This window comes from Bacillus sp. EKM206B (assembly GCF_011066015.1).
Lineage (GTDB): Bacteria > Bacillota > Bacilli > Bacillales > Bacillaceae > Bacillus > Bacillus velezensis.
In genome coordinates, this window is record NZ_JAAMNL010000005.1 from 1 (window position 1) to 22516 (window position 22516).

Annotated in this window: 21 protein-coding genes and 2 pseudogenes; 20 read left to right on the plus strand and 3 right to left on the minus strand. The window is 49.7% G+C overall.

What is annotated here, in order from left to right:
• A partial coding sequence (locus tag G9F50_RS10665) for an IS3 family transposase (protein ID WP_165406572.1) occupies window positions 1-91 on the plus strand: 91 nt, incomplete at its 5' end.
• 56 nt (window positions 92-147) lie between these two features.
• Here G9F50_RS10665 and G9F50_RS10670 read toward each other — a convergent pair.
• Window positions 148-1038: a LysR family transcriptional regulator gene (locus G9F50_RS10670; RefSeq protein ID WP_060561963.1), complete on the minus strand. Its 891-nt coding sequence runs from the start codon at window positions 1036-1038 to the stop codon at window positions 148-150.
• Between the two features lie 150 nt (window positions 1039-1188).
• Between G9F50_RS10670 and G9F50_RS10675 the strand changes: the two genes are divergently transcribed.
• The 10 genes and pseudogenes from G9F50_RS10675 to G9F50_RS10720 all read left to right on the plus strand — a co-directional run bounded on the left by G9F50_RS10675 (window position 1189) and on the right by G9F50_RS10720 (window position 8582).
• On the plus strand, window positions 1189-1728 hold the full coding sequence (locus G9F50_RS10675; RefSeq protein ID WP_003151702.1) for a GNAT family N-acetyltransferase: 540 nt from the start codon (window positions 1189-1191) through the stop codon (window positions 1726-1728).
• Window positions 1725-2537 (plus strand): amino acid ABC transporter substrate-binding protein, encoded by an 813-nt coding sequence (locus G9F50_RS10680; protein ID WP_060561962.1) that lies wholly within the window; start codon window positions 1725-1727, stop codon window positions 2535-2537. The genes G9F50_RS10675 and G9F50_RS10680 overlap by 4 nt, the downstream gene beginning before the upstream one ends.
• Window positions 2538-2562: 25 nt before the next feature.
• Window positions 2563-3375, plus strand: a complete 813-nt coding sequence (locus G9F50_RS10685; protein WP_060561961.1) for an amino acid ABC transporter substrate-binding protein — start codon at window positions 2563-2565, stop codon at window positions 3373-3375.
• 22 nt (window positions 3376-3397) lie between these two features.
• Window positions 3398-4120 (plus strand): amino acid ABC transporter permease, encoded by a 723-nt coding sequence (locus G9F50_RS10690; protein WP_007409997.1) that lies wholly within the window; start codon window positions 3398-3400, stop codon window positions 4118-4120.
• A 15-nt stretch (window positions 4121-4135) separates the two neighbouring features.
• Entirely contained in the window at window positions 4136-4843 is a 708-nt protein-coding gene (locus tag G9F50_RS10695) for an amino acid ABC transporter permease (protein ID WP_060561960.1), read from the plus strand.
• A pseudogene (locus G9F50_RS10700) lies at window positions 4840-5601 on the plus strand (amino acid ABC transporter ATP-binding protein); the annotation flags it as partial. The gene G9F50_RS10695 and the pseudogene G9F50_RS10700, both read left to right, overlap by 4 nt.
• An 11-nt stretch (window positions 5602-5612) precedes the next feature.
• Window positions 5613-6128, plus strand: a pseudogene (locus G9F50_RS10705) (LLM class flavin-dependent oxidoreductase); the annotation flags it as partial.
• An 11-nt stretch (window positions 6129-6139) separates the two neighbouring features.
• The gene (locus G9F50_RS10710; protein WP_003151715.1) at window positions 6140-6427 is read left to right on the plus strand and encodes a glutaredoxin family protein; all 288 of its coding nucleotides are present in this window, start codon (window positions 6140-6142) and stop codon (window positions 6425-6427) included.
• The gene (locus G9F50_RS10715) at window positions 6424-7752 is read left to right on the plus strand and encodes an LLM class flavin-dependent oxidoreductase (protein WP_060561959.1); all 1329 of its coding nucleotides are present in this window, start codon (window positions 6424-6426) and stop codon (window positions 7750-7752) included. The genes G9F50_RS10710 and G9F50_RS10715 overlap by 4 nt, the downstream gene beginning before the upstream one ends.
• A 194-nt stretch (window positions 7753-7946) precedes the next feature.
• A complete protein-coding gene (locus tag G9F50_RS10720; RefSeq protein WP_015240584.1) occupies window positions 7947-8582 on the plus strand; it encodes an FMN-dependent NADH-azoreductase in 636 nt (211 codons plus the stop codon).
• A 44-nt stretch (window positions 8583-8626) separates the two neighbouring features.
• On the opposite strand, the gene G9F50_RS10725 is transcribed toward G9F50_RS10720, so the two are convergent.
• On the minus strand, window positions 8627-9667 hold the full coding sequence (locus G9F50_RS10725) for an oxidoreductase (protein WP_060561958.1): 1041 nt from the start codon (window positions 9665-9667) through the stop codon (window positions 8627-8629).
• Between the two features lie 138 nt (window positions 9668-9805).
• On the opposite strand from G9F50_RS10725, the gene csoR reads away from it, so the two are divergent.
• The 6 genes from csoR to G9F50_RS10755 all read left to right on the plus strand — a co-directional run bounded on the left by csoR (window position 9806) and on the right by G9F50_RS10755 (window position 16365).
• On the plus strand, window positions 9806-10111 hold the full coding sequence (gene csoR, locus G9F50_RS10730) for a copper-sensing transcriptional repressor CsoR (RefSeq protein ID WP_003151723.1): 306 nt from the start codon (window positions 9806-9808) through the stop codon (window positions 10109-10111).
• 75 nt (window positions 10112-10186) lie between these two features.
• A complete protein-coding gene (copZ, locus tag G9F50_RS10735) occupies window positions 10187-10393 on the plus strand; it encodes a copper chaperone CopZ (RefSeq protein ID WP_060561968.1) in 207 nt (68 codons plus the stop codon).
• A gap of 83 nt (window positions 10394-10476) precedes the next feature.
• Complete coding sequence (locus tag G9F50_RS10740) at window positions 10477-12906, plus strand: heavy metal translocating P-type ATPase (protein WP_060561957.1); 2430 nt, start codon at window positions 10477-10479, stop codon at window positions 12904-12906.
• Between the two features lie 149 nt (window positions 12907-13055).
• Complete coding sequence (locus G9F50_RS10745; protein ID WP_060561956.1) at window positions 13056-15167, plus strand: heavy metal translocating P-type ATPase; 2112 nt, start codon at window positions 13056-13058, stop codon at window positions 15165-15167.
• Between the two features lie 117 nt (window positions 15168-15284).
• Window positions 15285-15956 carry a disulfide bond formation protein BdbD gene (gene bdbD, locus G9F50_RS10750; protein ID WP_060561955.1) on the plus strand — a complete coding sequence of 224 codons (672 nt, stop codon included), beginning with the start codon at window positions 15285-15287 and terminating at the stop codon, window positions 15954-15956.
• Window positions 15946-16365, plus strand: a complete 420-nt coding sequence (locus G9F50_RS10755) for a disulfide oxidoreductase (protein ID WP_012118443.1) — start codon at window positions 15946-15948, stop codon at window positions 16363-16365. Before bdbD ends, G9F50_RS10755 begins: the two co-directional genes overlap by 11 nt.
• 33 nt (window positions 16366-16398) lie before the next feature.
• Here G9F50_RS10755 and G9F50_RS10760 read toward each other — a convergent pair whose 3' ends face one another.
• A complete protein-coding gene (locus G9F50_RS10760) occupies window positions 16399-17199 on the minus strand; it encodes a zinc-dependent metalloprotease (protein ID WP_060561954.1) in 801 nt (266 codons plus the stop codon).
• Window positions 17200-17421: 222 nt separating this feature from the next.
• Between G9F50_RS10760 and G9F50_RS10765 the strand changes: the two genes are divergently transcribed.
• The 3 genes from G9F50_RS10765 to G9F50_RS10775 all read left to right on the plus strand — a co-directional run bounded on the left by G9F50_RS10765 (window position 17422) and on the right by G9F50_RS10775 (window position 22500).
• The gene (locus G9F50_RS10765) at window positions 17422-18030 is read left to right on the plus strand and encodes a trimeric intracellular cation channel family protein (protein ID WP_007410017.1); all 609 of its coding nucleotides are present in this window, start codon (window positions 17422-17424) and stop codon (window positions 18028-18030) included.
• Window positions 18031-18201: 171 nt separating this feature from the next.
• A complete protein-coding gene (gene helD, locus G9F50_RS10770) occupies window positions 18202-20517 on the plus strand; it encodes an RNA polymerase recycling motor HelD (RefSeq protein ID WP_060561953.1) in 2316 nt (771 codons plus the stop codon).
• Window positions 20518-20691: 174 nt separating this feature from the next.
• Entirely contained in the window at window positions 20692-22500 is a 1809-nt protein-coding gene (locus G9F50_RS10775) for an assimilatory sulfite reductase (NADPH) flavoprotein subunit (RefSeq protein ID WP_060561952.1), read from the plus strand.
• Window positions 22501-22516 lie beyond the last annotated feature (16 nt).

The following is a 22516-nucleotide window of genomic DNA, read 5'->3' on the forward strand; positions in this document are numbered from 1 at the left end:
CATAGAATACATTCATTATTATAACAATATTCGTATTCAAACCAAACTAAACAACCAATCACCGATAAACTATCGGCAATTGGCTGTTTAAAAGGTGTTTTGACCCCTGTCTCAAAAACGGGGGGCAGTCCCAAAGCGGGGGTTTTTTTAATGCGGATCACGCTGAAACCGGCCGATGATCCTGCTGATTAAATCTTTTGTGGCACAGTCAAAATGCTCTTCTTTCTGGTTTGTCAACAGCCCGACCGGCGGTGAAATTGTTAAGTTATGGATCGGAATGACCTTCGTGCCCTCGATCGGTTCTGAGTGCGCTGTCGCCGTAAAGATTGAGACGCCGATATTTTCCCTGACATAGTATTGGTGAGCCATGCTGCTGGTCAGCTCCATTTTTCGATAGCGGCTGCCGATGGACCGCTGCAGGTGCTGTTCAATTTGAATCCGGATCGGGCAATTGGCGGGCGTAAAAATCAGGCATTCATTTTCTAAGTCTTCGAGATTGATGCTTGTTTTGGCTGCAAGGGGATGTCTGTCGGACACGATGACATTGAGCGAGTCATGGAAAAACGGATCGAAGTAATTTTCCAGAATCAGCTCCGGCTCGCCGCATACCGCAAAATCAATGGCGCCCTCCAGCAGTTTGCGGCTGCATGTATTAGCGTCATCCACGCTGACATTGACCGACATGTCCGGATAATCATTTAAGAAACCCCGCAGTACGGCAGGGAAGATCAGGCTTGCCGTCGGTTCGGATATGCCGATTTGAATAAGGCCTGCCTGCCCCTGTCTGATATCGGCCAGAGTATGGTCAAGCACCTCATATTGCGCGAGAAGCTGCCCGGCCCGCTCATGAAACAGCCGCCCCGCCCTTGTCAGCTTCAGCTTCTTTCCCCGTTCAAACAGCTGCGCGCCTACATCCTGTTCCAGCTGTTTAATCCGCATTGAAATCGTCGGCTGTGAGTAGTTAAGAATTTCGGCGGCTTTATAAAAGCTGCCTGACTGTACGATCGTATGGAACGTTTTAATGGTGCGTAATTCCAACGAAATCCCCTCCCGGCTGTTCATTAATTTTCTTGAACCTTTCCTTTACTTTTTTTGATTAGTCAAATAAATCAGTTTGCTTTATAGTATAAACAATCAAAGCTTAGTAAACAAATTGGAATTATATATTTTGCGGGGAGAGTGACCGGAATGAGTGAAGACATATTTCGATTGGCTGAGAAAAAGGATGCGCCGGAGTTTTTAGAGCTGCTTTACAGCGCGTTTCAGCCGATCCGCAATTTGGAGATTGACTGGCCGTCGGCGCGGGCCGACATCGATATGGTAACAGAAAATATTGAAAATCATTCAGCCGTCGTGCTCGAACGGGACGGACGGCTTCTTTCAACAATTACGATCCGTTTTCCGTGGGAGAGTGACACGCCTCCGTCAAAATATCCGTTCGTCTGGTGGTTTGCGACGCTTCCCGAGCTGAAGGGGCAAGGCATCGGCAGCAAACTTTTGACTTATGTGGAGGAACACGTGCTGCGGGATACGCTGAAGGCCCCGGCCATCACGCTCGGCACTTCGGCGCGCAAGCATCCCTGGCTTGTAGATATGTACAGACGGAGGGGGTATGAAGTGTATTTTGAGCAGGAGAAAGACGGAGACATCGGAGTCATGATGAGAAAGGTGCTCATACCGGAGCGGTTTGACGCGTCGCTGTTAGGCACACCGAGCTGGGCGCAATGATAAAAAAACGGATCAGAGCCGGCTGTCTGCTTCTGCTGCTCGGCGTGCTGGCCGGGTGCGGGCAAGGAGAAAGCACAAAAGCGGGGAGCGGCGTGCAGACTGTCATTGTCGGCACGGGAACTGATTTTCCGAACATTGCTTTTATGGATGAAAAAGGCGAGCTGACCGGCTATGACATTGAAGTGATGAAAGCCATTGATAAACAGCTGCCGCAATACAAATTTGTCTTTAAGACGATGGATTTTTCGAATCTGCTTACAAGTCTCGGAAACCGGAAAATTGACGTGATCGCGCACAATATGGCGAAAAATAAGGAACGGGAGAAACGCTTTTTGTATCACAAAATCCCGTATAACTACTCGCCGATGTACATCACGGTGAAGGCGGATAACGACGCGATACACACGCTCCGGGATTTAAAAGGGAAAACCGTCATCGTCGGCGCGACGTCAAACGCGGCGGATTATATGACGGCATACAACAAAGCCCACGGCAGCCCGATACATTTGAAATACGCCGGGCAGGGCGGCAATGATACAGCAAACCAAATGGAGACGGGACGCGCTGACGCCACCGTATCCACGCCGTTTGCCGTTGATTTTCAAAATAAGACGCACGCGTTCAAACAAAAGACGGTCGGTGATGTGCTGCTGGATACCGAGGTGTATTTTATGTTCAATAAAAACAGCCAAACCCTGGCGGACGATACGGATCGGGCGATTCAAAAGCTGGAGAAGGACGGCACATTGAAAAGGCTGAGTGAAAAATGGCTCGGCGCGGATTATTCAAAATCAAGTTTCACGAAATAATTGAAGCAGAAAACGGGGCGATCACATGAAAATAAGACTGGCGGTCATGTCATTAACAATTGCCGCAACGGCGGCGTTATCAGCCTGCGGCGCGGGCGGGGAGGCGGCATCAGGCAATCAGAAAAACGTGAAGAACATCACGGTCGGCACGGGAACTCAATTTCCGAATATTTGCTTTATTGATGATAAAGGCAAATTGACGGGCTACGACGTTGAGCTGGTGAAAGAGCTTGACAGGCGCCTGCCGGACTATCGTTTCACTTTTAAAACGATGGATTTCTCCAACCTGCTTGTCAGCCTCGGCCAGCATAAAGTCGATATCGTAGCCCATCAAATGGAGAAAAGCGCCGAACGGGAGAAAAAATTTCTGTTCAATCAAGTCGCGTATAACAACTTCCCGCTGAAAATCACGGTGCTTCAAGAAAACGGGAACATTCACGGCATTGATGACTTGAAAGGAAAGCGGGTCATTACGAGTCCGACGTCAAACGGCGCGCTTGTGCTGAAAAAATGGAATGGAAAACACGGCAGTCCGTTTGAAATCGCTTATGCCGGCCAAGGCTCCAACGATGCGGCTAATCAGCTGAAATCCGGCCGCGCCGATGCGACGATTTCTACGCCGTTTGCCGTCGATTTCCAAAACAAAACGAGCGCGATCAAAGAAAAAACGGTCGGCGGGGTGCTGTCAAATGCCAAAGTGTTCTTTATGTTTAACAAAAATGAACAAACGCTGAGTGATGACATTGATAAAGCCCTGCAGGAAATCATTGATGACGGCACGCTTAAAAAGCTGAGTGAAAAGTGGCTCGGCGCGGATTATTCAAAGGAGCAATATTAAGTGAAAAAGAGAGGGATCGGCAATGGAAAAAGCGTTTGATATCAGTATGATCGCGTCCTTTGTGCCGACATTGCTCGGGTATTTGCCCGTCACGCTGTATATATTGGCGGTGTCTCTGCTGTTCGGCTTTCTATTGGGGCTGCTTTTGGCGCTGCCCCGCATCTATCGCATTCCCGTTTTGAATCAGTTTGCGAAGCTGTATATCTCTTTTTTCAGAGGAACGCCCATCATGGTGCAGCTGTTTATTGTGTTTTACGGTATTCCGGCGCTCACGGCGCTCGCCGGAATTGATACCTCCAAAATGGACCCTTTGTATGCGGCCATTGCCACGTACGCGCTGAGCAGCGCGGCAAGAGCGGCCGAAATCATCAGGGGAGGTGTGAACAGCGTCGACCGCGGGCAGGCGGAGGCGGCTTTCAGCATCGGGCTGAACGGGGGGCAGACATTCCGGCGCATCATTCTGCCGCAGGCGCTTGTGCAGGCCTTTCCCAACATCGGAAATATGGTGATCGGTTTCTTAAAAGATACATCACTCGCTTTTTCGATCGGGGTGATGGATATGTCGGGCAGAGGACAGACCTTGATTACATCGAGCAATCATTCTTTAGAAGTGTATATCTCGCTTTCTGTTCTGTATTATGCGGCCGCCCTTTTATTTGAATGTGTCTTCAGATGGGCCGAAAAACGAATCAAGAAAGATGAGACGCGCCTTGTGACGGTTTTTGACATGAGCGCGCACGGCTGAAAAGGAGGGAGAACAGTGGAGCTGGACATTCCATTTATCGGCACTGCGATCAAACAAATGATGAAAACCGTTCCGCTTACATTGGCGATGACGGTCATTCCGATTATTTCCGGATTTTTCATAGCTCTCGGCAATATCACGGTGCGTATATTCCGCATCAAATGGCTGCTGGCCTGCTCATCGTTTTACGTGTCTTTTTTCCGCAGCACCCCGGCGATTCTCCATATTATGCTGATTTATTTAGGGGTTCCGCTGATTGCCGATCAATTCAGCCGCGCGTTTCATCTCGGCTGGTCGGCCAATCAGATTCCGGTCGCCGTGTTTGTCATCATGGCACTGTCATTAACGGCAGGCGCTTATATGACGGAAATTCTCCGATCCGGGATCATGGCCGTCGATACGGGGCAGGCGGAGGCGGCATATTCAATCGGCCTGACGCGGGGACAGATGATTCGGCGCGTGGTTCTGCCGCAGGCGTTCATGTTATCGCTGCCGAACTTCACCAATATAGGCATCGGCTTTTTGCATACCACTTCCATCGCGGCAATTGTTGCGGTGCCTGAAATTACAGGAACGGCGACGATTGCGGCATCCGATAACTATGCGTTTCTGGAAGCATTTATCGGGGCGGCCGTGATTTACTGGGGATTAACGCTGATTCTCGAAGCTGTAAACAGTCTGGCAGAAAAAAGGGCAGCCAGATATCAAGGAGGCGCATTATGATCGAAATCCGAAACATTCAGAAACATTTTGGCAGTCATCACGTGCTAAAGGGGATCAATTTAAGTGTCCGGAAAGGAGAAGTCGTGACAATCATCGGCCCGAGCGGTTCCGGGAAAACCACTTTTCTGCGCTGCCTTAATTTACTTGAGCGGCCGGATGAAGGCGCCATTTCGCTGCACGGTGAAGTCATTAACTGCAAAAAGCCTGCCAAAAAAGATATTCTCAGACTAAGGAAACAGACGGCGATGGTTTTTCAGCAATATCATTTGTTTTCGCATAAAACGGCGATTCAAAATGTTATGGAAGGCCTGACGGTCGCAAGGAAAATGAAAAAAACAGATGCGTACGCCATTGCCGAGCGGGAACTGGCCAAGGTGGGGCTTCAGGATAAATTGCACGCCTATCCGAATCAGCTGTCGGGAGGCCAAAAGCAGCGGGTCGGAATTGCCAGGGCGCTTGCCATTCATCCTGATGTGATGCTGTTTGATGAACCGACCGCAGCCCTTGATCCGGAGCTTGTCGGCGAGGTGCTTGAGGTGATGCTTAACATTGTGCGGACCGGCGCCACCATGATCATTGTTACTCATGAAATGGAATTCGCCAGAAGAGTGTCCGACCGAATTGTGTTTATGGATGAAGGAGCAATCGTGGAACAAGGAACGCCTGAGGAAGTCTTTTACAAGACGAAAAAAGAAAGAACGAAGAAGTTCCTCCGCCGCGTGCTGCCTGATTACGGTTATGACATAAAAGAGCGCATACTGAGTATGCGCCTGACCTCTTTTTGCTCGGCGGCAGCGCGGAAAGCGCGATATCCGCGGCCAAACTCGGCATTTCCTTCGTTTTCGCCTATTTCATAAACGGTGAAGAGGCTGCGTTAGAAAAAGCGCGCCACGCCTTTGACGAGCATCTGCCGAAAGGGTCTAAGGCGGAATTTCACCTTGCGCCGATGGTCTTTACCGCGCATACAAAAGCAGAAGCGGAAAAACACGTGGTATCGCGTGAGTCGGTCAAAATTATTCTCGAAGACGGCAAAAAGGTGAATGTCGGTTCCCGGGAACAAGCGGAAGCGTTTCTTGAACAAGTCACGCAGCCATACAAGCTGATTACACAAAAGACGGGTGTGATTGCCGGGACAAAAGAAGAGACTGCCGCCGAGCTGCGACGATTATCCGTTCAATACAGCATTACTGATTTTGTGATTTTGTCGCCTATCAAAAACGCTGAGGAAAAACGATTGTCTTACCGGCTGTTAAGCGAAGCGGTGCAGCCGGCCCCACAATTATAGGAGGGATGAACATGAGTCATGAAGTAAACGTAGTGGTCTGGAGCAAACAGGGCTGCTCCTATTGCGATGAAGTGAAAGGATATTTGCGGGAAAAAGCCGTTGCATACGAAACAATTGATGTGACAGAGCGGGACGAATTGCGTGACGTGCTGCAGACGAAGTACGGCATCCGTCACGTCCCCGTCGTTGAAATCGGCAGCGGTGACAGCCGTGTGTATCAGGCCGTTACTCAAGTCGGCATTGAACATGTAGAACGGGCGCTTGCTGATTACGAGGGGAAAAAGGGGGAGAGAAAATGAGCCGGACGGATCTTATTCAATTCGGAGCCATGATTCACGGTGTCGGCGGCACAACGGACGGCTGGCGTCATCCCGACGCCGATCCGACAGCAAGCACGAATGCGGCGTTTTACAGGCAAAAAGCGCAGACTGCTGAAAGAGGGCTGTTCAGCTTTGCTTTTATTGCGGACGGCTTGTTCATTTCTGAAAAGTCCATCCCGCATTTCTTAAATCGGTTTGAGCCGATCACTATCTTATCGGCGCTTGCCGCCTCTACAACCCATCTTGGTTTAATCGGCACATTTTCCACATCGTTCACTGAGCCGTTCACCATCGCAAGACAGCTGATGTCTCTTGACCATATCAGCGGCGGCCGGGCGGGCTGGAATCTCGTCACCTCTCCGCAGGCGGGAGCCGCGCGCAATCACAGCAAAGAAAGCCTTCCCGACCACAGCCGGCGCTATGCCATCGCCCAGGAACATGTGGACGTGGTGCGCGGTCTGTGGAATTCCTGGGAAGAAGATGCCTTCGTCCGCAACAAAGAAACCGGGCAGTTTTTTGACCCTGACAAACTGCATCGCCTGTATCACAAAGGCGAGTATTTTCAAGTGGAGGGCCCGCTGAATATCGGCCGGTCCAAACAGGGAGAGCCGGTCGTTTTCCAAGCGGGGTCTTCAGAAACCGGCCGGTCGTTTGCCGCGAGGAATGCAGATGCAGTCTTTACGCACTCCAATTCACTTGAGGAAACGAAAGCTTTTTATGATGATGTGAAGAAGCGGGCGGCGGATTACGGCCGGGACGCTTCCAAGCTGCGGATTTTTCCGGGAATTAGTCCGATTATAGCCGGCTCACAAGAAGAAGCGGAAGCGAAATACCAAGAATTCGCCGAGCTGATTCCGATAGAGAACGCTGTTAAATATGTGGCCAGATTTTTTGATGATTATGATCTGAGCCGTTTTCCGCTGGATGAGCCGTTTCCTGATTTGGGCGACGTCGGGAAAAACGCGTTTCAAAGCACGACAGACCGTATCAAAAGAGAGGCGAAAGCCCGGAATCTTACGCTGCGTCAAGTGGCGCGCGAAGCCGCGTTTCCGCGAACCCATTTTATCGGTACACCGGAACGTGTGGCATCATTAATTGAAACATGGTTTCAGCGGGAAGCGGCGGACGGGTTTATCATTCACTCTGACATCCCGGGCATGCTTGAAGCCTTTGTGGATCAAGTCATACCGATCCTCCAGGAAAAGGGGCTGTACCGAAAAAGTTATCCGGCCGATACACTGCGGGGGAATCTCGGGTTGGATATTCCGGTCTGTAAATCAAATCCGATTTTGAGCAGAAACTAAATGTTTCTGCTTTTTCTGCTGCTTGCCATTCCTGTCATTGCAGCCTTTTCAAAAAAATATACTGATTTCGAGATATTATTGTTGCGAAAAGATTTTTTTGTAACTATAATTATTACAGAACTGATCAGTATAAAAAAACATTCATATTTCATAATAAATGTGTGTGTAATCTGAAAACGAAAGGGCTGTTTACAATGGCAAAAGTACTTTATATCACTGCTCATCCTCATGATGAAAAGACATCTTACAGCATGGCGACAGGAAAAGCGTTTATCGATTCTTATAAAGAATCAAACCCAAATGATGAGGTTGTACATATCGACCTTTACAAAGAGAACATTCCTCATATCGACGCGGATGTATTCAGCGGCTGGGGAAAACTTCAATCCGGCACAGGTTTTGAAGAGCTTTCTGAAAACGAAAAAGCGAAAGTCAGCCGTCTGAACGAGCTGAGCGATCAATTCGCGGCAGCTGACAAATACGTATTCGTCACACCGCTTTGGAACTTCTCATTCCCGCCTGTTATGAAAGCGTACCTTGATTCTGTGGCTGTAGCCGGAAAATCATTCAAATATACAGAGCAAGGCCCGATCGGTCTGTTGACAGACAAAAAAGCGCTCCACATTCAGGCGCGCGGAGGCTATTACTCTGAAGGACCGGCGGCTGACATGGAAATGGGCCACCGTTACATCGGCATCATGATGAACTTCTTCGGCGTTCCTTCTTTCGACGGATTAATCGTTGAAGGCCATAATGCTGAACCGAATAAAGCACAGCAAATTAAAGAAGATGCGATTGCCCGCGCGAAAGAAGCCGGAAAATCATTCTGATCTTAAAAAAACCTCCCCGCCGTACGGCTGGGAGGTTTTTTATATTAAAGGGCAATCGTCCGTTTTTGTTCGCTGCTTTTCATCGCCGCTTCAATGACACGGATGACATCGATTCCTTCTTTTGCCGTAACGGGAAGCGGTTTTCCGTTTAAGATGCTGTCTGCCAGCAGTTTGTAGTACGTAAGGTAAGAGCCGTTCTCAGAGGGGATTGTTTCTGTATGCCGTTTTTCATCCGCTGCGATTGTCAGCTCTCCGAAGTTGTCAGGATCATCGGCGCCCCAGCTGTCGTCAATCGGCTTTTTGCCCGCTGAAAGCGCATCTTCCTGTCCATCCATTCCGTATTTGATAAAGCTTGCATTCCGTCCGTGAATCTGATAGCGCGGGCCGCTTGCCGCATTCATGGAGCCGGATTGAAGAATGACCTGAAGCTTGCCGTAATGGAGCGCGGCCAGAAAATTATCAACGGTTTCGCTGTTGTCCCGCTGTTTCATCACATGTGCGGTGACGGATTCCGGCATTCCGAAAAGCTGGAGCGTTTGATCAATGATATGTGAACCGAGATCATACAGCGTTCCCGTGGCGGGCCCGTTCTTTTCGCGCCATTTTTCCTGTACAACCGGGTTGTATAGATCGTAGCTGACTTGATATGTATGAATGTCTTGAAGCGCCCCGTCCCGAATCAGCTTTTGTATCGTTAAAAAGTCATTGTCCCACCGCCGGTTGTGGTACACGCTCAGCAAGACGCCTTTATTTTCAGCCGTTCTTCTCAGTTCCTCCGCTTCTGCTGAAGTCGCCGTCATCGGTTTTTCCACGACGGTGTGTTTTCCCGCCAGGAGACATTTCATCGCTGATTCATAATGCATTCCGCTCGGTGTCGTGACGATGACGAGATCAATGTCAGGATCACCGGTAATGTCTTCAATCGCGCGCACGGCTTCAGCCCCCGGCAGATCACGTTTGACCTCATCCGTTCTGGACGTCATGACTTTTTTGATCTGATAATCATCAAGGACGTCCAAAAGCGGCGCATGAAAAACTTTACCCGACAAACCATATCCCAATATGCCGACTTGTATCGTTTTCAATGAGTTTCCCCCTCTTGATAAGTGATAACATTATATACCCCGCGGGTGTACTGGTAAAACTTGTGTGTTGAAAATTTTTTACACCGGATTTTCAAGTCTGTATAATGAAGGTAACGAAGAAAAAAACCGAGGTGGAAAATGGACAAACATACCGAGCATCAATCGTTAAATCATAAAAGCGCCAAAGAAAAAGACCAGATCCTGAACCGGCTGAAACGGATTGAAGGCCAAGTCAGGGGCATTCAGAATATGGTGGATAACGAACGATACTGCGTGGATATTCTCGTGCAGATTTCAGCCGTACAGGCAGCCATGCAGAAAGTCGCGTTTCATCTGCTGGAAGATCACGCCCATCACTGCGTAGCCGGCGCCATTGAGAGCGGAAACGGGGAGCAGGCGATTGCCGAGCTGCTTGATGTTGTGAAAAAAATCGCAAAATCGTAAAATAAAATGTTTTGAAATACCCTACAGGGGTATGGTAACATGAAGAAGAAAAAACAAGACGTGGAGGGAATCATCATGGAACAAAAAACACTGCAAGTCGAAGGCATGTCATGTCAGCACTGCGTCAAAGCAGTAGAGACCGGAGTAGGAGAACTGAACGGAGTGACGGCGGTTCAGGTGAAATTGGAAGCCGGACGGGTGGATGTGACGTTTGATGAGAACAAAGTCTCCGTATCAGATATAAAAGACGCGATTGAAGATCAAGGGTATGACGTCGTATAAGGTTTATCGCGCTTCGGGAACGGGCGCGGTTTTCTTTTATGAAAATGATACCCCCTGGGGGTTTGTGAGAAGAGGTGAGGGCATTGAGTGAACCGAAAGAGATGACCATTCAAGTGGGAGGCATGACATGCGCCGCCTGCGCTTCAAGAATTGAAAAAGGGCTGAAACGGATGGACGGCGTCAATGACGCTTCCGTCAATCTTGCGCTTGAGACCTCAAATATTTCCTATCAGCCTGACAAAATCGAAGCTGGCGCCATAAAGGATAAAATTGAAAAACTCGGCTACCATGTTGTGACGGAAAAAGCCGAGTTTCAGATTGAAGGCATGACGTGCGCCGCTTGCGCCAATCGGATTGAAAAGCGCCTGAACAAAACAGAGGGCGTTGTGGGCGCGCCGGTGAATTTCGCTTTGGAAACGGTCACCGTTGAATACAATCCGAAAGAGGTGACACCGAAAGAACTGAAAGAGACCGTGGCAAAACTCGGCTACAGATTAGACGAGAAGAAAGCGGTTGATGGAGACGGCGGATTATCCCAAAAGGAGAAAGAGCAGCGAAAACAGCTGATCAGGCTGATATTTTCTGCCGTTCTCTCCTTTCCGCTTCTATGGTCGATGGTCAGCCATTTTTCTTTTACTTCTTTTATCTGGATGCCGGATATCCTGATGAATCCGTGGCTGCAATTCGCGCTTGCCACCCCGGTGCAGCTTGTCATCGGCTGGCCTTTTTATATGGGAGCGTACAAGGCGCTGAGAAACAAAAGCGCCAATATGGATGTTCTCGTTGCGCTCGGAACGACGGCCGCTTACGCATACAGCCTGTACATGACGATTGCGTCTCTCGGACGAGACGGACATGTAGAGGGGCTTTATTATGAAACGAGCGCCATTTTGCTGACTTTGATTTTGCTTGGAAAGCTTTTAGAGATGAAAGCGAAAGGCCGCTCATCAGAAGCGATTAAAAAGTTAATGAAGCTTCAGGCGAAGACGGCGGCGGTTGAGCGGGAAGGGAAGGTACAGGTGATTCCGATTGACGAGGTCCGGACGGGGGATATCGTATATGTGAAACCGGGAGAACGTGTTCCTGTCGATGGCGAAGTGATTGAAGGTCATTCCGCAATTGATGAATCGATGATTACGGGGGAGAGCATGCCTGTCGATAAGTCTCCCGGAAGCACCGTCACCGGGGCGACGATCAATGCAAACGGCTTTCTCAAAATCAGAGCGGTGAATGTCGGGAAAGATACCGCGCTTGCGCACATTATTAAAATCGTGGAAGAAGCCCAAGGATCAAAAGCCCCCATTCAGCGGCTCGCAGATCACATTTCAGGCATTTTCGTCCCGATTGTGCTGGGGCTGGCCGTGCTGACTTTTCTCATTTGGTATGTATGGGCGGCGCCGGGACAGTTTTCTGAAGCGATCGGCAAATTCATCGCCGTGCTTGTCATTGCCTGTCCGTGCGCACTCGGGCTCGCCACTCCGACGAGCATTATGGCGGGCTCCGGCCGCGCAGCTGAATTCGGCATTCTTTTTAAAGGCGGAGAGCATTTAGAAAAAACACAGCGTCTGACGACAATCGTACTGGATAAAACAGGAACGGTGACAAACGGCAGACCGGTTCTGACAGATGCCGTACCGGCAGAGGGAATGAACGAAGAGGAACTCCTGCGGCTGGCGGCGGCCGCCGAAACGGGATCAGAGCACCCGCTTGGAGAAGCCATCGTGTCAGGAGCCGAAAAACGGGGGATTGCCATCCCGAAAATCACCCGGTTCCAAGCCCGGATCGGTTCCGGAATATACGCCGAGGCTGACGGCAGAACGATTCTTGCCGGATCAAGACGGCTGATGGAATCGGAACACATCGAACATGAGGCGCTGCTTCCTCACATGGCCCGCTTGGAGGCGGAAGGAAAAACGGTGATGCTTATTGCGGCAGACGGCAAAGCGGCGGGCCTTATCGCAGTCGCCGATACAATCAAAGAAACATCTCCGGCCGCGGTGAAACGCCTGAATGATATGGGGCTTGACGTCATCATGATGACCGGTGACAACAAAAAGACCGCGGAAGCCATTGCAAAAGCCGCGGGCATCGGCAGCGTGATCGCTGAAGTGCTTCCCGAACAAAAGGCGGCGGAAATTTCCCGGCTGCAAAAAGAAGGCCGGCGCGTGGCGATGGTCGGTGACGGCATCAATGATGCTCCGGCGCTGGCTGTGGCCGATATCGGAATGGCCATCGGCACCGGCACAGATATCGCAATGGAAGCGGCGGATATTACGCTGATCCGCGGTGACCTGAACGGCATTGCCGACGCCATCAGCATGAGCAGGCTGACCATGAGAAACATCAAGCAGAATTTAGGCTGGGCATTGGGATACAACAGCATCGGCATTCCGATTGCGGCGGCCGGCTTTCTGGCCCCGTGGGTGGCAGGCGCTGCCATGGCGTTCAGCTCAGTATCGGTCGTCCTTAATGCTTTGCGTTTACAGAAGGTAAAAAAAGACAAAATGGGCTGAGGCCTGTTTTGTCTTTTTTATTGACACTTTATTCAAAGCCTGCATATAATAGAGAAAGCACATATATGAGTATATGTTCATATATATAAATTCGTTTAGCTGTATTGATGTTATGGGAATCCTATTACGGAAAGTAGGGTGAGTCGAAAATGAAAGCAGCCAAAGGTGAATTTGTATTAGACGGACTTGATTGCAGCAACTGTGCAAAAAAAATAGAAAACGGCGTAAAAGCCATTGACGGCATCGACGGCTGTGCTGTCAATTTTGCGGCAAGCACCATCACGGTCTCAGCCGGAGGCAAAAACGAACAATGGATGAAAGGTGAGGTTGCGAAAAAAGTAAAGTCCATTGATCCTCATGTGACCGTTCGTTCGAAGCACGAAGACAAACCCGGCGAGGATGAATACCGCAAAAAGCTGCAGCTGATGTTAGTGAGGTTGGCTGCGGGAGCCGTTTTGGCCGTCATCGCTTACTTCGCGCACACGGGCGCCGTCCTTGAGTTTCTGCTCTTTTTTGCTTCATATTTGATTATCGGCGGCGATATCGTAGCCAGAGCGGGAAAAAACATTGTCCGCGGCCAGGTATTTGATGAGCATTTTCTGATGGCGCTTGCCACGATCGGCGCATTTATGATTCATCAGTATCCGGAAGGCGTCGCGGTCATGCTGTTCTACCAAATCGGTGAACTGTTTCAGGGAGCGGCCGTCAGCCGATCCAGAAAATCGATCAGCGCGTTATTGGACATCCGTCCTGAGTACGCCAATGTGAAAACGGAAAACGGCATGACTGCCGTTCCGCCGCAGGACGTCAAAGTCGGACAGGTCATCGTCGTGAATCCCGGAGAACGGATTCCGCTGGACGGAAAGGTGCTGAGCGGTTCTTCGATGGTTGATACATCCGCTTTAACGGGCGAATCCGTGCCGAGAAAAGCGGAGCCGGGGCAAGATGTGATGGCCGGATTTATGAATCAGAACGGCGTGCTTCATATTGAAACCTCTAAAGGATATAAAGACTCTGCCGTGTCAAAAATATTGGATCTGGTCGAAAATGCGGCCGGACGCAAAGCGAAAACGGAAAACTTTATTACGAAGTTTGCCAAGTACTATACACCGGCCGTTGTCATTGTTGCGGTGCTTCTCGCCTTTTTACCGCCGCTTCTCGTGCCTTCAGCCGCGCTATCCGACTGGGTGTACCGCGCGCTGATTTTCCTTGTGATTTCTTGTCCGTGCGCACTCGTCGTCTCCATTCCGCTCGGGTTTTTCGGCGGTATCGGAGCTGCGTCTAAAGCAGGGGTGCTCGTGAAAGGCAGCAACTATTTAGAAGCGCTCAATCAGGTGGCATACGCCGTGTTTGATAAAACGGGAACCTTAACGAAAGGCAATTTCGCCGTTACTGATATCAAGCCGGCGGCGGGATTTACAAAAGACAGCCTGCTTCATGCGGCCGCGCTTGCGGAAGTCCATTCCAATCATCCGATTGCTTCTTCCATCCGTGAAGCTTACAATCAACCGCTCGCGGCTGAGGAGATTGAAGAATATGAAGAAATACCCGGACACGGCATTCGGGTGAAAACCGGCGGATCAACGATTTTGGCCGGAAATCAAAAACTGATGGCAAAAGAACAAATCGCTTCCGGCACAGCTGAAAATAACGGAACCGTCGTCTATGTCGCCGTTGATCAGCAGTATGCGGGGGCGATCGTGATCGCCGATGAAATCAAAGAGGACGCCAAACAGGCCATTGCCAATTTAAAAGCGCTCGGCGTGAAGCGGACAGTGATGCTGACGGGTGATTCAAAGCAGACCGGAGAAGCTGTCGGCCGAGAGCTCGGTATTGATGACGTGTACACAGAGCTTTTGCCGGGTGACAAGGTAGACCGCGTCGAAGAACTTGAAGCGGCGCTTTCACCGAATGAAAAACTGATGTTTGTCGGCGATGGGATTAATGATACGCCTGTGCTTGCCAGAGCTGACATCGGGGCTGCCATGGGGGCTCTCGGCTCTGATGCCGCCGTTGAAGCGGCCGATGTTGTCCTGATGACAGACCAGCCGTCAAAAGCAGCCGAAGCCATCCGGATTGCACGCCGCACACGCCGGATCGTCTGGCAGAACATCGGATTTGCTTTAGGCGTAAAAATCATTTTTCTCCTGCTTGGCGCATTCGGATTCGCCACCATGTGGGAAGCGGTCTTTTCAGATGTAGGCGTCACGCTGATCGCCGTTGCCAACGCGATGCGCGTCATGAGAGTGAAAGCGGAATAATTGTCAAAGATAATTCGTTTTTCAGGGTTTTCTTAAACAAGGTTGTCTTGGTAAAATAGAGAAGCGGGCCATCCGGCATCCGCTTCTTTTTTATTTTAAAAACAATGAGGTGTCTGAGTGAAAAAGAAACAATCGTCTGCGAAATTTGCGGTGATTCTGACGTTAATCGTTGTCGTTTTATTTGCGGCCATCGTAATTATTAACAACCAAACGGAAAAAGCGGGCGAAACAGTCGCCGAACAGCCTTCCATTAAAGGACAGCCCGTGCTTGGCAAAGACAGCGCCCCTGTTACGGTAGTTGAATTCGGAGATTACAAGTGTCCGTCATGCAAAGTATTTAACAGCGATATCTTTCCGAAAATCAAAAAAGATTTTATCGATAAAGGCGACGTGAAATTTTCATTTGTGAACGTCATGTACCACGGAAGCGGCTCGCGTCTGGCGGCTCTTGCTTCAGAAGAGGTGTGGAAGGAAGACCCGGCATCATTCTGGGCATTCCATGAAAAGCTGTTTGAACAGCAGCCGTCAAGCGAACAGGAATGGGTCACGCCTGCATTGCTTGAAAAAACGGTCAAAAGCACCGCGAAAAAGGTTGATCCTGACAAGCTGAAGGAAAACCTTGATAAAGAGACATTTGCAAAAGAGCTGAAAGCTGACACTGACCTGAATGATAAATTAAACATTACGGCGACACCGACAATTTACGTAAATGACAAAGTGATTAAAGAATTCTCTGATTATGATGAGATTTCAAAAACGATTAAGAAAGAGCTGAAAAATGAAAAATAGAATCGTATTTTTATATGCTTCTTGGGTGATAGCTCTTGCTGCCATGCTCGGCAGCCTATATTTCAGCGAGATCAGAAAATTCATACCGTGCGAGCTGTGCTGGTATCAAAGAATTCTCATGTACCCGCTTGTCCTGATTTTAGGAATCGCCACCTTCCAGGGTGACACGCGCGTGAAAAAATATGTGCTGCCGATGGCCGTCATCGGCGCGTTTATATCGATCATGCATTACCTTGAGCAGAAGGTGCCCGGTTTCAGCGGCATCAAGCCGTGTGTCTACGGCGTGCCTTGCTCATCTGAATATATTAACTGGTTCGGTTTCATTACCATTCCTTTCCTGGCATTGACGGCATTTATTCTCATTATTATCTGCATGTGTTTTGTCAAAACGGAACGCGCGGCAAAATAAAGAGCCTGCTCCATGGGAGCGGCTCTTTTTCTATTATTTGTACCAAGCTTTGTTTGTCGCAATCTGTCTGTTATGGGAGCTGTCCCAAATATCCACGGAATAGGCATAATCATAATTCATGACGCAGCGGATGCCGCTGCCTTGGGCGTCATGCTGAAGTCCGAAGTTATGGGAAAACTCGTGCTGTGCCGCTTTCGCCGTGTTGGCCGTTCCTTGATCAAGGTTCACGCTGAAAGCCGGGCCGCTCGGTTTGCCGTTATATACATACGCGATACCGCCGGCGTCAAAACTTGATTTTGCGGTAAAACCGACGACAAAATGATAATTTTGAGTTCTGAAGCTGCTTTGGAGATTCGATAAAATCTGAGAACTGTTTGAGCCGGAGGAATTCCAAGCCTGCACGGCCTGTACGACGAAATCAATGTTGTGATCACGGTTAAAAGCAACATCCGCCTGCTCCACGATCTGGACGATTCGCGTTTGCCAGTCGCTGTATTTGGCGCGGTATTCAGCGTCCGCCACCGCCAAAACTCTGACCTTCTGGCTGCCCGTGCTGGCTTTAGTTGAGGCTTTATCCTGACTGACATTGGCATTGAATCGTTTCGTGCCGACCTGCTTGCCGTTTTCATCCAGAATTTTTGTGTCAACCGTCTGTTCGACTTGGACCGGGCCCTTCAGATCTTTAAAATGATCGGCTTTCGGAAGCGGGTCCGTATACACCGTTTTCGCCGGCTCCGCATGAGTGTGCGAATGCGTATGGCTTTCGGCTGACGGCAGGCCGGGAATTAATCCGGCGGCCAATAAAACAGGAAAAACAAGTGAACTGATTTTCATCTCATAACCCCCTTTTTGTTAGAGAAAGTATTCAATGAAACTTCCAATAAACCTCCCAAAATAGTATAAAATAGGTAAATGTTCTTGCTCCCAGCCGTTGCGAGTGAGGTTGTCCCGGGTTAGGAATCAGAATCTTTCAAAAATAAGGTTGATTTTAAGAGAAAGCGATTATAAAATCTAATGGTCGTCAGAAAATTTAACAAATAAAAAGGAGCATATGGAATGGCCTGGGAGCTGCTTAGTGTAATCGGCATCATTGCGTTTGCGGTCAGCGGAGCGATTGTTGCGATGGAAGAGGAGTATGATATTTTAGGCGTGTACATCTTGGGGATTGTAACGGCGTTCGGCGGAGGAGCGATCCGAAATCTGCTGATCGGTGTTCCGGTCTCCGCCTTGTGGGAGCAAGGCGCGTTTTTTCAAATCGCTCTCGCATCAGTTACGATTGTCTTTTTGTTTCCGAAGCTGCTGTTAAGACATTGGAGTAAATGGGGCAACCTATCCGATGCCATCGGGCTTTCGGCGTTTGCCATCCAAGGCGCTTTATATGCCGTGAAAATGGGCCATCCGCTCAGTGCGGTGATTGCGGCAGCGGTCCTCACCGGCAGCGGGGGCGGCATCATACGGGATTTGCTCGCGGGCAGGAAGCCGCTTGTGCTCAAGGCGGAAATTTACGCGGTCTGGGCCGCGCTCGGAGGGTTAATCGTGGGCCTCGGCTGGGCCGGGGATGCCGCCGGTTTGTATGTGCTGTTTCTTGTGCTTGTGGCATGCCGCATCTGCAGTTATGTGTTCAGGTGGCGCCTGCCGAATCGTTCCTATCATATAGATCAGTAAAAAACCGATTTCACAAACGAAATCGGTTTTTTTTCATAACGGCTTCTGATAAAAAAAGACGCCCGATATGATAAGAAAAAGGGTATTTGACCATAATGCTGAATAATATGTTGCATATATGTTTGTATGATGAAAGCCGGATTTGTCAGCTTGATGTCGGAGGTGCCGCTGATGGCAAAACGTGATAAAGAGTGGAAAGAAGAGCAGGAAAGAATCAATTTTGTCATGAAGGAACTGGAACAGAAACAAACTCATCTTGAAGCCTCATCGGGCGGATTGAAGCAGGATATTGTCGGGCTGAGAAAAACGTTTTGGGATGATGTCACCGTGAATATGGATGACGCCCACGAAGCGGCTGAGACATTTTCAAGCATTAAACAGCAGGCAGAAATGCTTTCAGAACGTGAACGGACGCATCGGCTTCAATACCGGCAGCTTCAAAAAATCCAAAAGCTGAAAACCTCTCCTTACTTCGGCCGTGTCGATTTTACGGAAAAAGGGGAGTCCTCTTCCGAGCGGATTTATATCGGGCTGACTTCTTTGATGGATGAAAACAACGAGCAATTTCTCATTTATGATTGGCGCGCGCCCATCTCATCTCTTTACTATCAATATTCCCCGGGAAAAGCCCGCTATGAAGTTCCCGAAGAAACGATAGAAGGAGACATCACACTGAAGCGGCAGTTTATCATTAAAAACGGGACGCTTAAAGCGATGTTTAACACGGATATGACGATTGGTGACGAAATGCTGCAAGAGGTGCTGAGCGGCCATTCCGGACAGCATATGAAAAACATCGTGTCAACCATCCAAAAAGAACAGAACGAAATCATCCGGGATGAAAAAAGCAAATATCTCATCGTTCAGGGAGCCGCCGGAAGCGGGAAAACATCCGCGGCGCTTCAGCGGGCCGCTTACTTGCTGTACCGCGGGCGCGGGGTGCTTGATGCCCGTCAGATTGTATTGTTTTCCCCGAACATTTTGTTCAACAGTTATGTTTCCGCCGTCTTGCCGGAATTGGGAGAAGAGAATATGGAGCAGGCCACCTTTCAGGAATATATCATCCGCCGGCTCGGACGAAAGTTTGATTGTGAAAGCTCGTACGAGCAGCTTGAATATTGCCTGACTGAACAAAATCAGGACGCACTTTCCGTAAGGCTCGCAGCCGTTGCTTACAAAGCGTCATCAGCTTTCCAGGCCATGGTTGACCGCTATGCCGGCTCGCTTTCCGGCTCGGGCCTGATGTGTAAACAGATCAGCTTCCGGGGAGACATCCTGATTTCAAAAGAGCGGATTGAAGCCTATTTTTATTCGCTTGATCAGCAGCTGCCGATTCCGAACAGAGCGGAGCTGACAGCGGAATGGCTTCTCGCGGAAATCAGCGCTCTCGAAAAAAAGGAGCGTAAGAAGGAATGGGTCTTGCAGGAGAGCGAGCTGCTTGATAAGGAAGACTATGCTGAGGTTTATCAAACACTCAAGAAGCAGGCGGCAGATGATGAACCTGTATTTGACGACCATCAGCGCGAACAGCGGCTGCTTGGCGCCATTATTGTCGGCAAAGCCTTTAAACCGATTAAGCAGGCTGTCAGACGGCTCGGCTTTCTCGATATAAAACGGATGTATCTCCGGCTGTTTTCAGACTGGGGAGCTGATGAAAAGCCCGATCATTGGGAGAGCATCGGCGCTTTGACCAGAAAAGCATTTGCAGAACGGTCACTTCCGTATGAAGATGCCGCTCCGTATCTGTATTTGCAGGATCTGTTAGAAGGAAAAAGAAAAAACACACAAATGAAGCACGTCTTCATTGATGAAGCGCAGGATTATTCCCCATTTCAGCTCACGTATATTCAAAGCATCTTCCCAGCGGCAAAGATGACGGTGCTCGGTGATGTCAGCCAGTCGATTTATGCCCACACCATTACGGGCCCTTCTTCCCTCGCCGGCTGCTTTCGCAATGGTGCAGAAAAGTATGTCAGCCTGAAGCGGACTTACAGATCGACGCGGCAGATTGTTGAATTTACGAAAGCGCTGCTGGCTGACGGCGATGACATTGAGCCTTTTAACCGGAACGGGGAAAAACCGCGTGTTTTGCGGACGGATACAGAAAATGCGCGGCAGGAACAATTGGCGGATACAATCCGGGAGCTCAGACAAAAAGGCTGGGAGACGGTCGCCGTCATCTGCAAAACGGCCGCGGAAGCCAAAAAAGTGTTTCAGGCGGTCAGCGCCGAGAGCGGTGTCCGCTTGATCAATAAAGAAAACCAGCCTTTTCAAAAAGGGGTATGCGTCATTCCCGTTTATTTGGCAAAAGGCATTGAGTTTGACGCCGTCATTGCTGCTGACGCCTCTGCTGTCCAGTACAAAAGCGAACATGACCGTAAGCTGTTATATACGGCCTGTACGCGGGCGATGCATCATCTGACCGTATTGTCTCCGGGAGAACCCTCTCCTTTTATTAAAGAAGTGCCCGCCGGCTTATTCGTGTAAGCCCTTTGCCAAGAGCAAAGGGCTTTTTATCATTAGTAATCTTAATCGTTGTCATCATGATTATATATTTTACTTACATACAAACTTTCGGTAAAGTTTCAATTAGAATATTATTTTGACAATTCCTATAGAAATAACGTACGTTACGTTTAATTCCTTGTGAGGTGGATATCGTTGCAACTTCAGGTCATGAACAGTCCGTTTAATCAGGAGCAGGCAGAGCTCCTTAACCGCCTTCTGCCGACCTTGACAGAATCACAGAAAATCTGGCTGAGCGGTTATTTGGCTGCGGCCCGGTCCGAATCCGGTGAAACAGCCGCACCCGCTGCTCCGGCTCCTGCAGAAAGCCCGGCAGTCTCAAGAGAAGTGACCGTATTATACGGATCGCAAACGGGAAATGCGGAAGGTCTTGCGAAACAGACGGTAAAGACGCTTGAGGAACGGGGATTCCAGGTCACCGTCGCGTCGATGAACGATTTTAAGCCGAATAATCTGAAAAAAATAAACAATTTACTGATCGTGGTGAGCACGCACGGAGAAGGCGATCCGCCGGATAACGCGCTGGCCTTTCATGAATTTCTTCACGGCAGACGCGCGCCGAAGCTTGAAGCGCTCCGTTACTCCGTTTTGGCGCTCGGGGACAGCTCGTATGAATTTTTCTGCCAGACCGGCAAAGAGTTTGACGAGCGTCTTCAAGAGCTCGGCGGCACACAGCTTGCGCCGCGGGTTGATTGCGATCTTGATTATGATGAGCCGTTTTCTGAATGGCTTGACGCGGTCATCGGCGGTTTGAACGAAGGAGCGGGAAATCAAACAGCCGAAGCGCCTGCCGAGACGCCGGCTCTCGGTGAATCCGTTTATTCCAGAACGAACCCGTTTCGGGCGGAGGTTCTTGAGAACATCAATCTGAACGGACGCGGTTCGAATAAAGAGACACGCCATCTTGAGCTTTCGCTTGAAGGGTCGGGCCTCGCGTATCAGCCCGGAGACAGCCTCGGCATCTATCCGGAAAATGATCCGGCGCTCGTTGATGAGCTGATCAATGAGCTGAAATGGGACCCAAAACAGGAAGTGGCGGTGAATAAACAAGGAGAGCGCCTCCCGCTGAAAGATGCGCTTACTTCTCATTTTGAAATAACCGTCTTAACAAAACCGTTCCTGCAAAAGGCCGCACAGTTTACGGCTGACCAAAAGCTGAGTGAACTTCTGGCCGAAGGAAACGAAGAGCAGCTGAAAGCATACATCAACGGCCGTGATCTGCTTGATCTCGTCCGGGATTTCGGGCCGTGGGAAGCGACAGCGGAAGACTTTCTTTCCATCCTGCGTAAAATGCCGGCCCGGCTCTATTCGATCGCAAGCAGTTTAGAAGCGAATCCGGAAGAGGTGCATCTGACAATCGGAGCGGTCAGATATAACGCGCACGGCAGAGAACGAAAAGGCGTCTGCAGCATTCTGTGTGCGGAAAGACTCCAGCCGGGAGATACGCTTCCGATTTACATTCAGCACAACCAAAACTTCAAGCTGCCGGAAAACCCGGATACACCGATCATTATGGTCGGGCCGGGGACAGGCATCGCGCCGTTCCGTTCCTTTATGCAGGAGCGTGAAGAAACCGGAGCTGAAGGGAAAACATGGCTGTTTTTCGGGGATCAGCACTTTGTCACTGATTTTCTGTACCAGACGGAATGGCAAAAATGGCTGCAAAACGGTGTTCTCACAAAAATGGACGTCGCTTTTTCCCGGGATTCGGAGGAAAAAGTATATGTGCAGCACCGCATGAAAGAACAAAGCAAAGAGCTTTATGAATGGCTGCAGCAGGGAGCCGCCGTATACATTTGCGGTGATGAACAGCATATGGCGCATGACGTGCACCAGGCGCTTCTCGATATCATTCAGGAAGAAGGCGGCATGAGCCGTGAAAAAGCGGAAAGCTTCCTGGCAGACATGCAGCAGAAAAAACGCTATCAGCGTGACGTATATTGATTTTGGTTTGAAAGGA

Excerpts from the sequence above, each read along its gene's own strand:
- G9F50_RS10715 (WP_060561959.1), top strand. The coding sequence starts at position 6,424 with ATGAGCCGGACGGATCTTATTCAATTCGGAGCCATGATTCACGGTGTC.
- helD (WP_060561953.1), top strand. The coding sequence starts at position 18,202 with ATGGCAAAACGTGATAAAGAGTGGAAAGAAGAGCAGGAAAGAATCAAT.
- csoR (WP_003151723.1), top strand. The coding sequence starts at position 9,806 with ATGGACAAACATACCGAGCATCAATCGTTAAATCATAAAAGCGCCAAA.
- G9F50_RS10710 (WP_003151715.1), top strand. The coding sequence starts at position 6,140 with ATGAGTCATGAAGTAAACGTAGTGGTCTGGAGCAAACAGGGCTGCTCC.
- copZ (WP_060561968.1), top strand. The coding sequence starts at position 10,187 with ATGGAACAAAAAACACTGCAAGTCGAAGGCATGTCATGTCAGCACTGC.
- G9F50_RS10690 (WP_007409997.1), top strand. The coding sequence starts at position 3,398 with ATGGAAAAAGCGTTTGATATCAGTATGATCGCGTCCTTTGTGCCGACA.
- G9F50_RS10765 (WP_007410017.1), top strand. The coding sequence starts at position 17,422 with ATGGCCTGGGAGCTGCTTAGTGTAATCGGCATCATTGCGTTTGCGGTC.
- G9F50_RS10755 (WP_012118443.1), top strand. The coding sequence starts at position 15,946 with ATGAAAAATAGAATCGTATTTTTATATGCTTCTTGGGTGATAGCTCTT.
- G9F50_RS10760 (WP_060561954.1), bottom strand. The coding sequence starts at position 17,199 with ATGAAAATCAGTTCACTTGTTTTTCCTGTTTTATTGGCCGCCGGATTA.
- G9F50_RS10675 (WP_003151702.1), top strand. The coding sequence starts at position 1,189 with ATGAGTGAAGACATATTTCGATTGGCTGAGAAAAAGGATGCGCCGGAG.
- G9F50_RS10685 (WP_060561961.1), top strand. The coding sequence starts at position 2,563 with ATGAAAATAAGACTGGCGGTCATGTCATTAACAATTGCCGCAACGGCG.
- G9F50_RS10680 (WP_060561962.1), top strand. The coding sequence starts at position 1,725 with ATGATAAAAAAACGGATCAGAGCCGGCTGTCTGCTTCTGCTGCTCGGC.
- G9F50_RS10720 (WP_015240584.1), top strand. The coding sequence starts at position 7,947 with ATGGCAAAAGTACTTTATATCACTGCTCATCCTCATGATGAAAAGACA.
- G9F50_RS10745 (WP_060561956.1), top strand. The coding sequence starts at position 13,056 with ATGAAAGCAGCCAAAGGTGAATTTGTATTAGACGGACTTGATTGCAGC.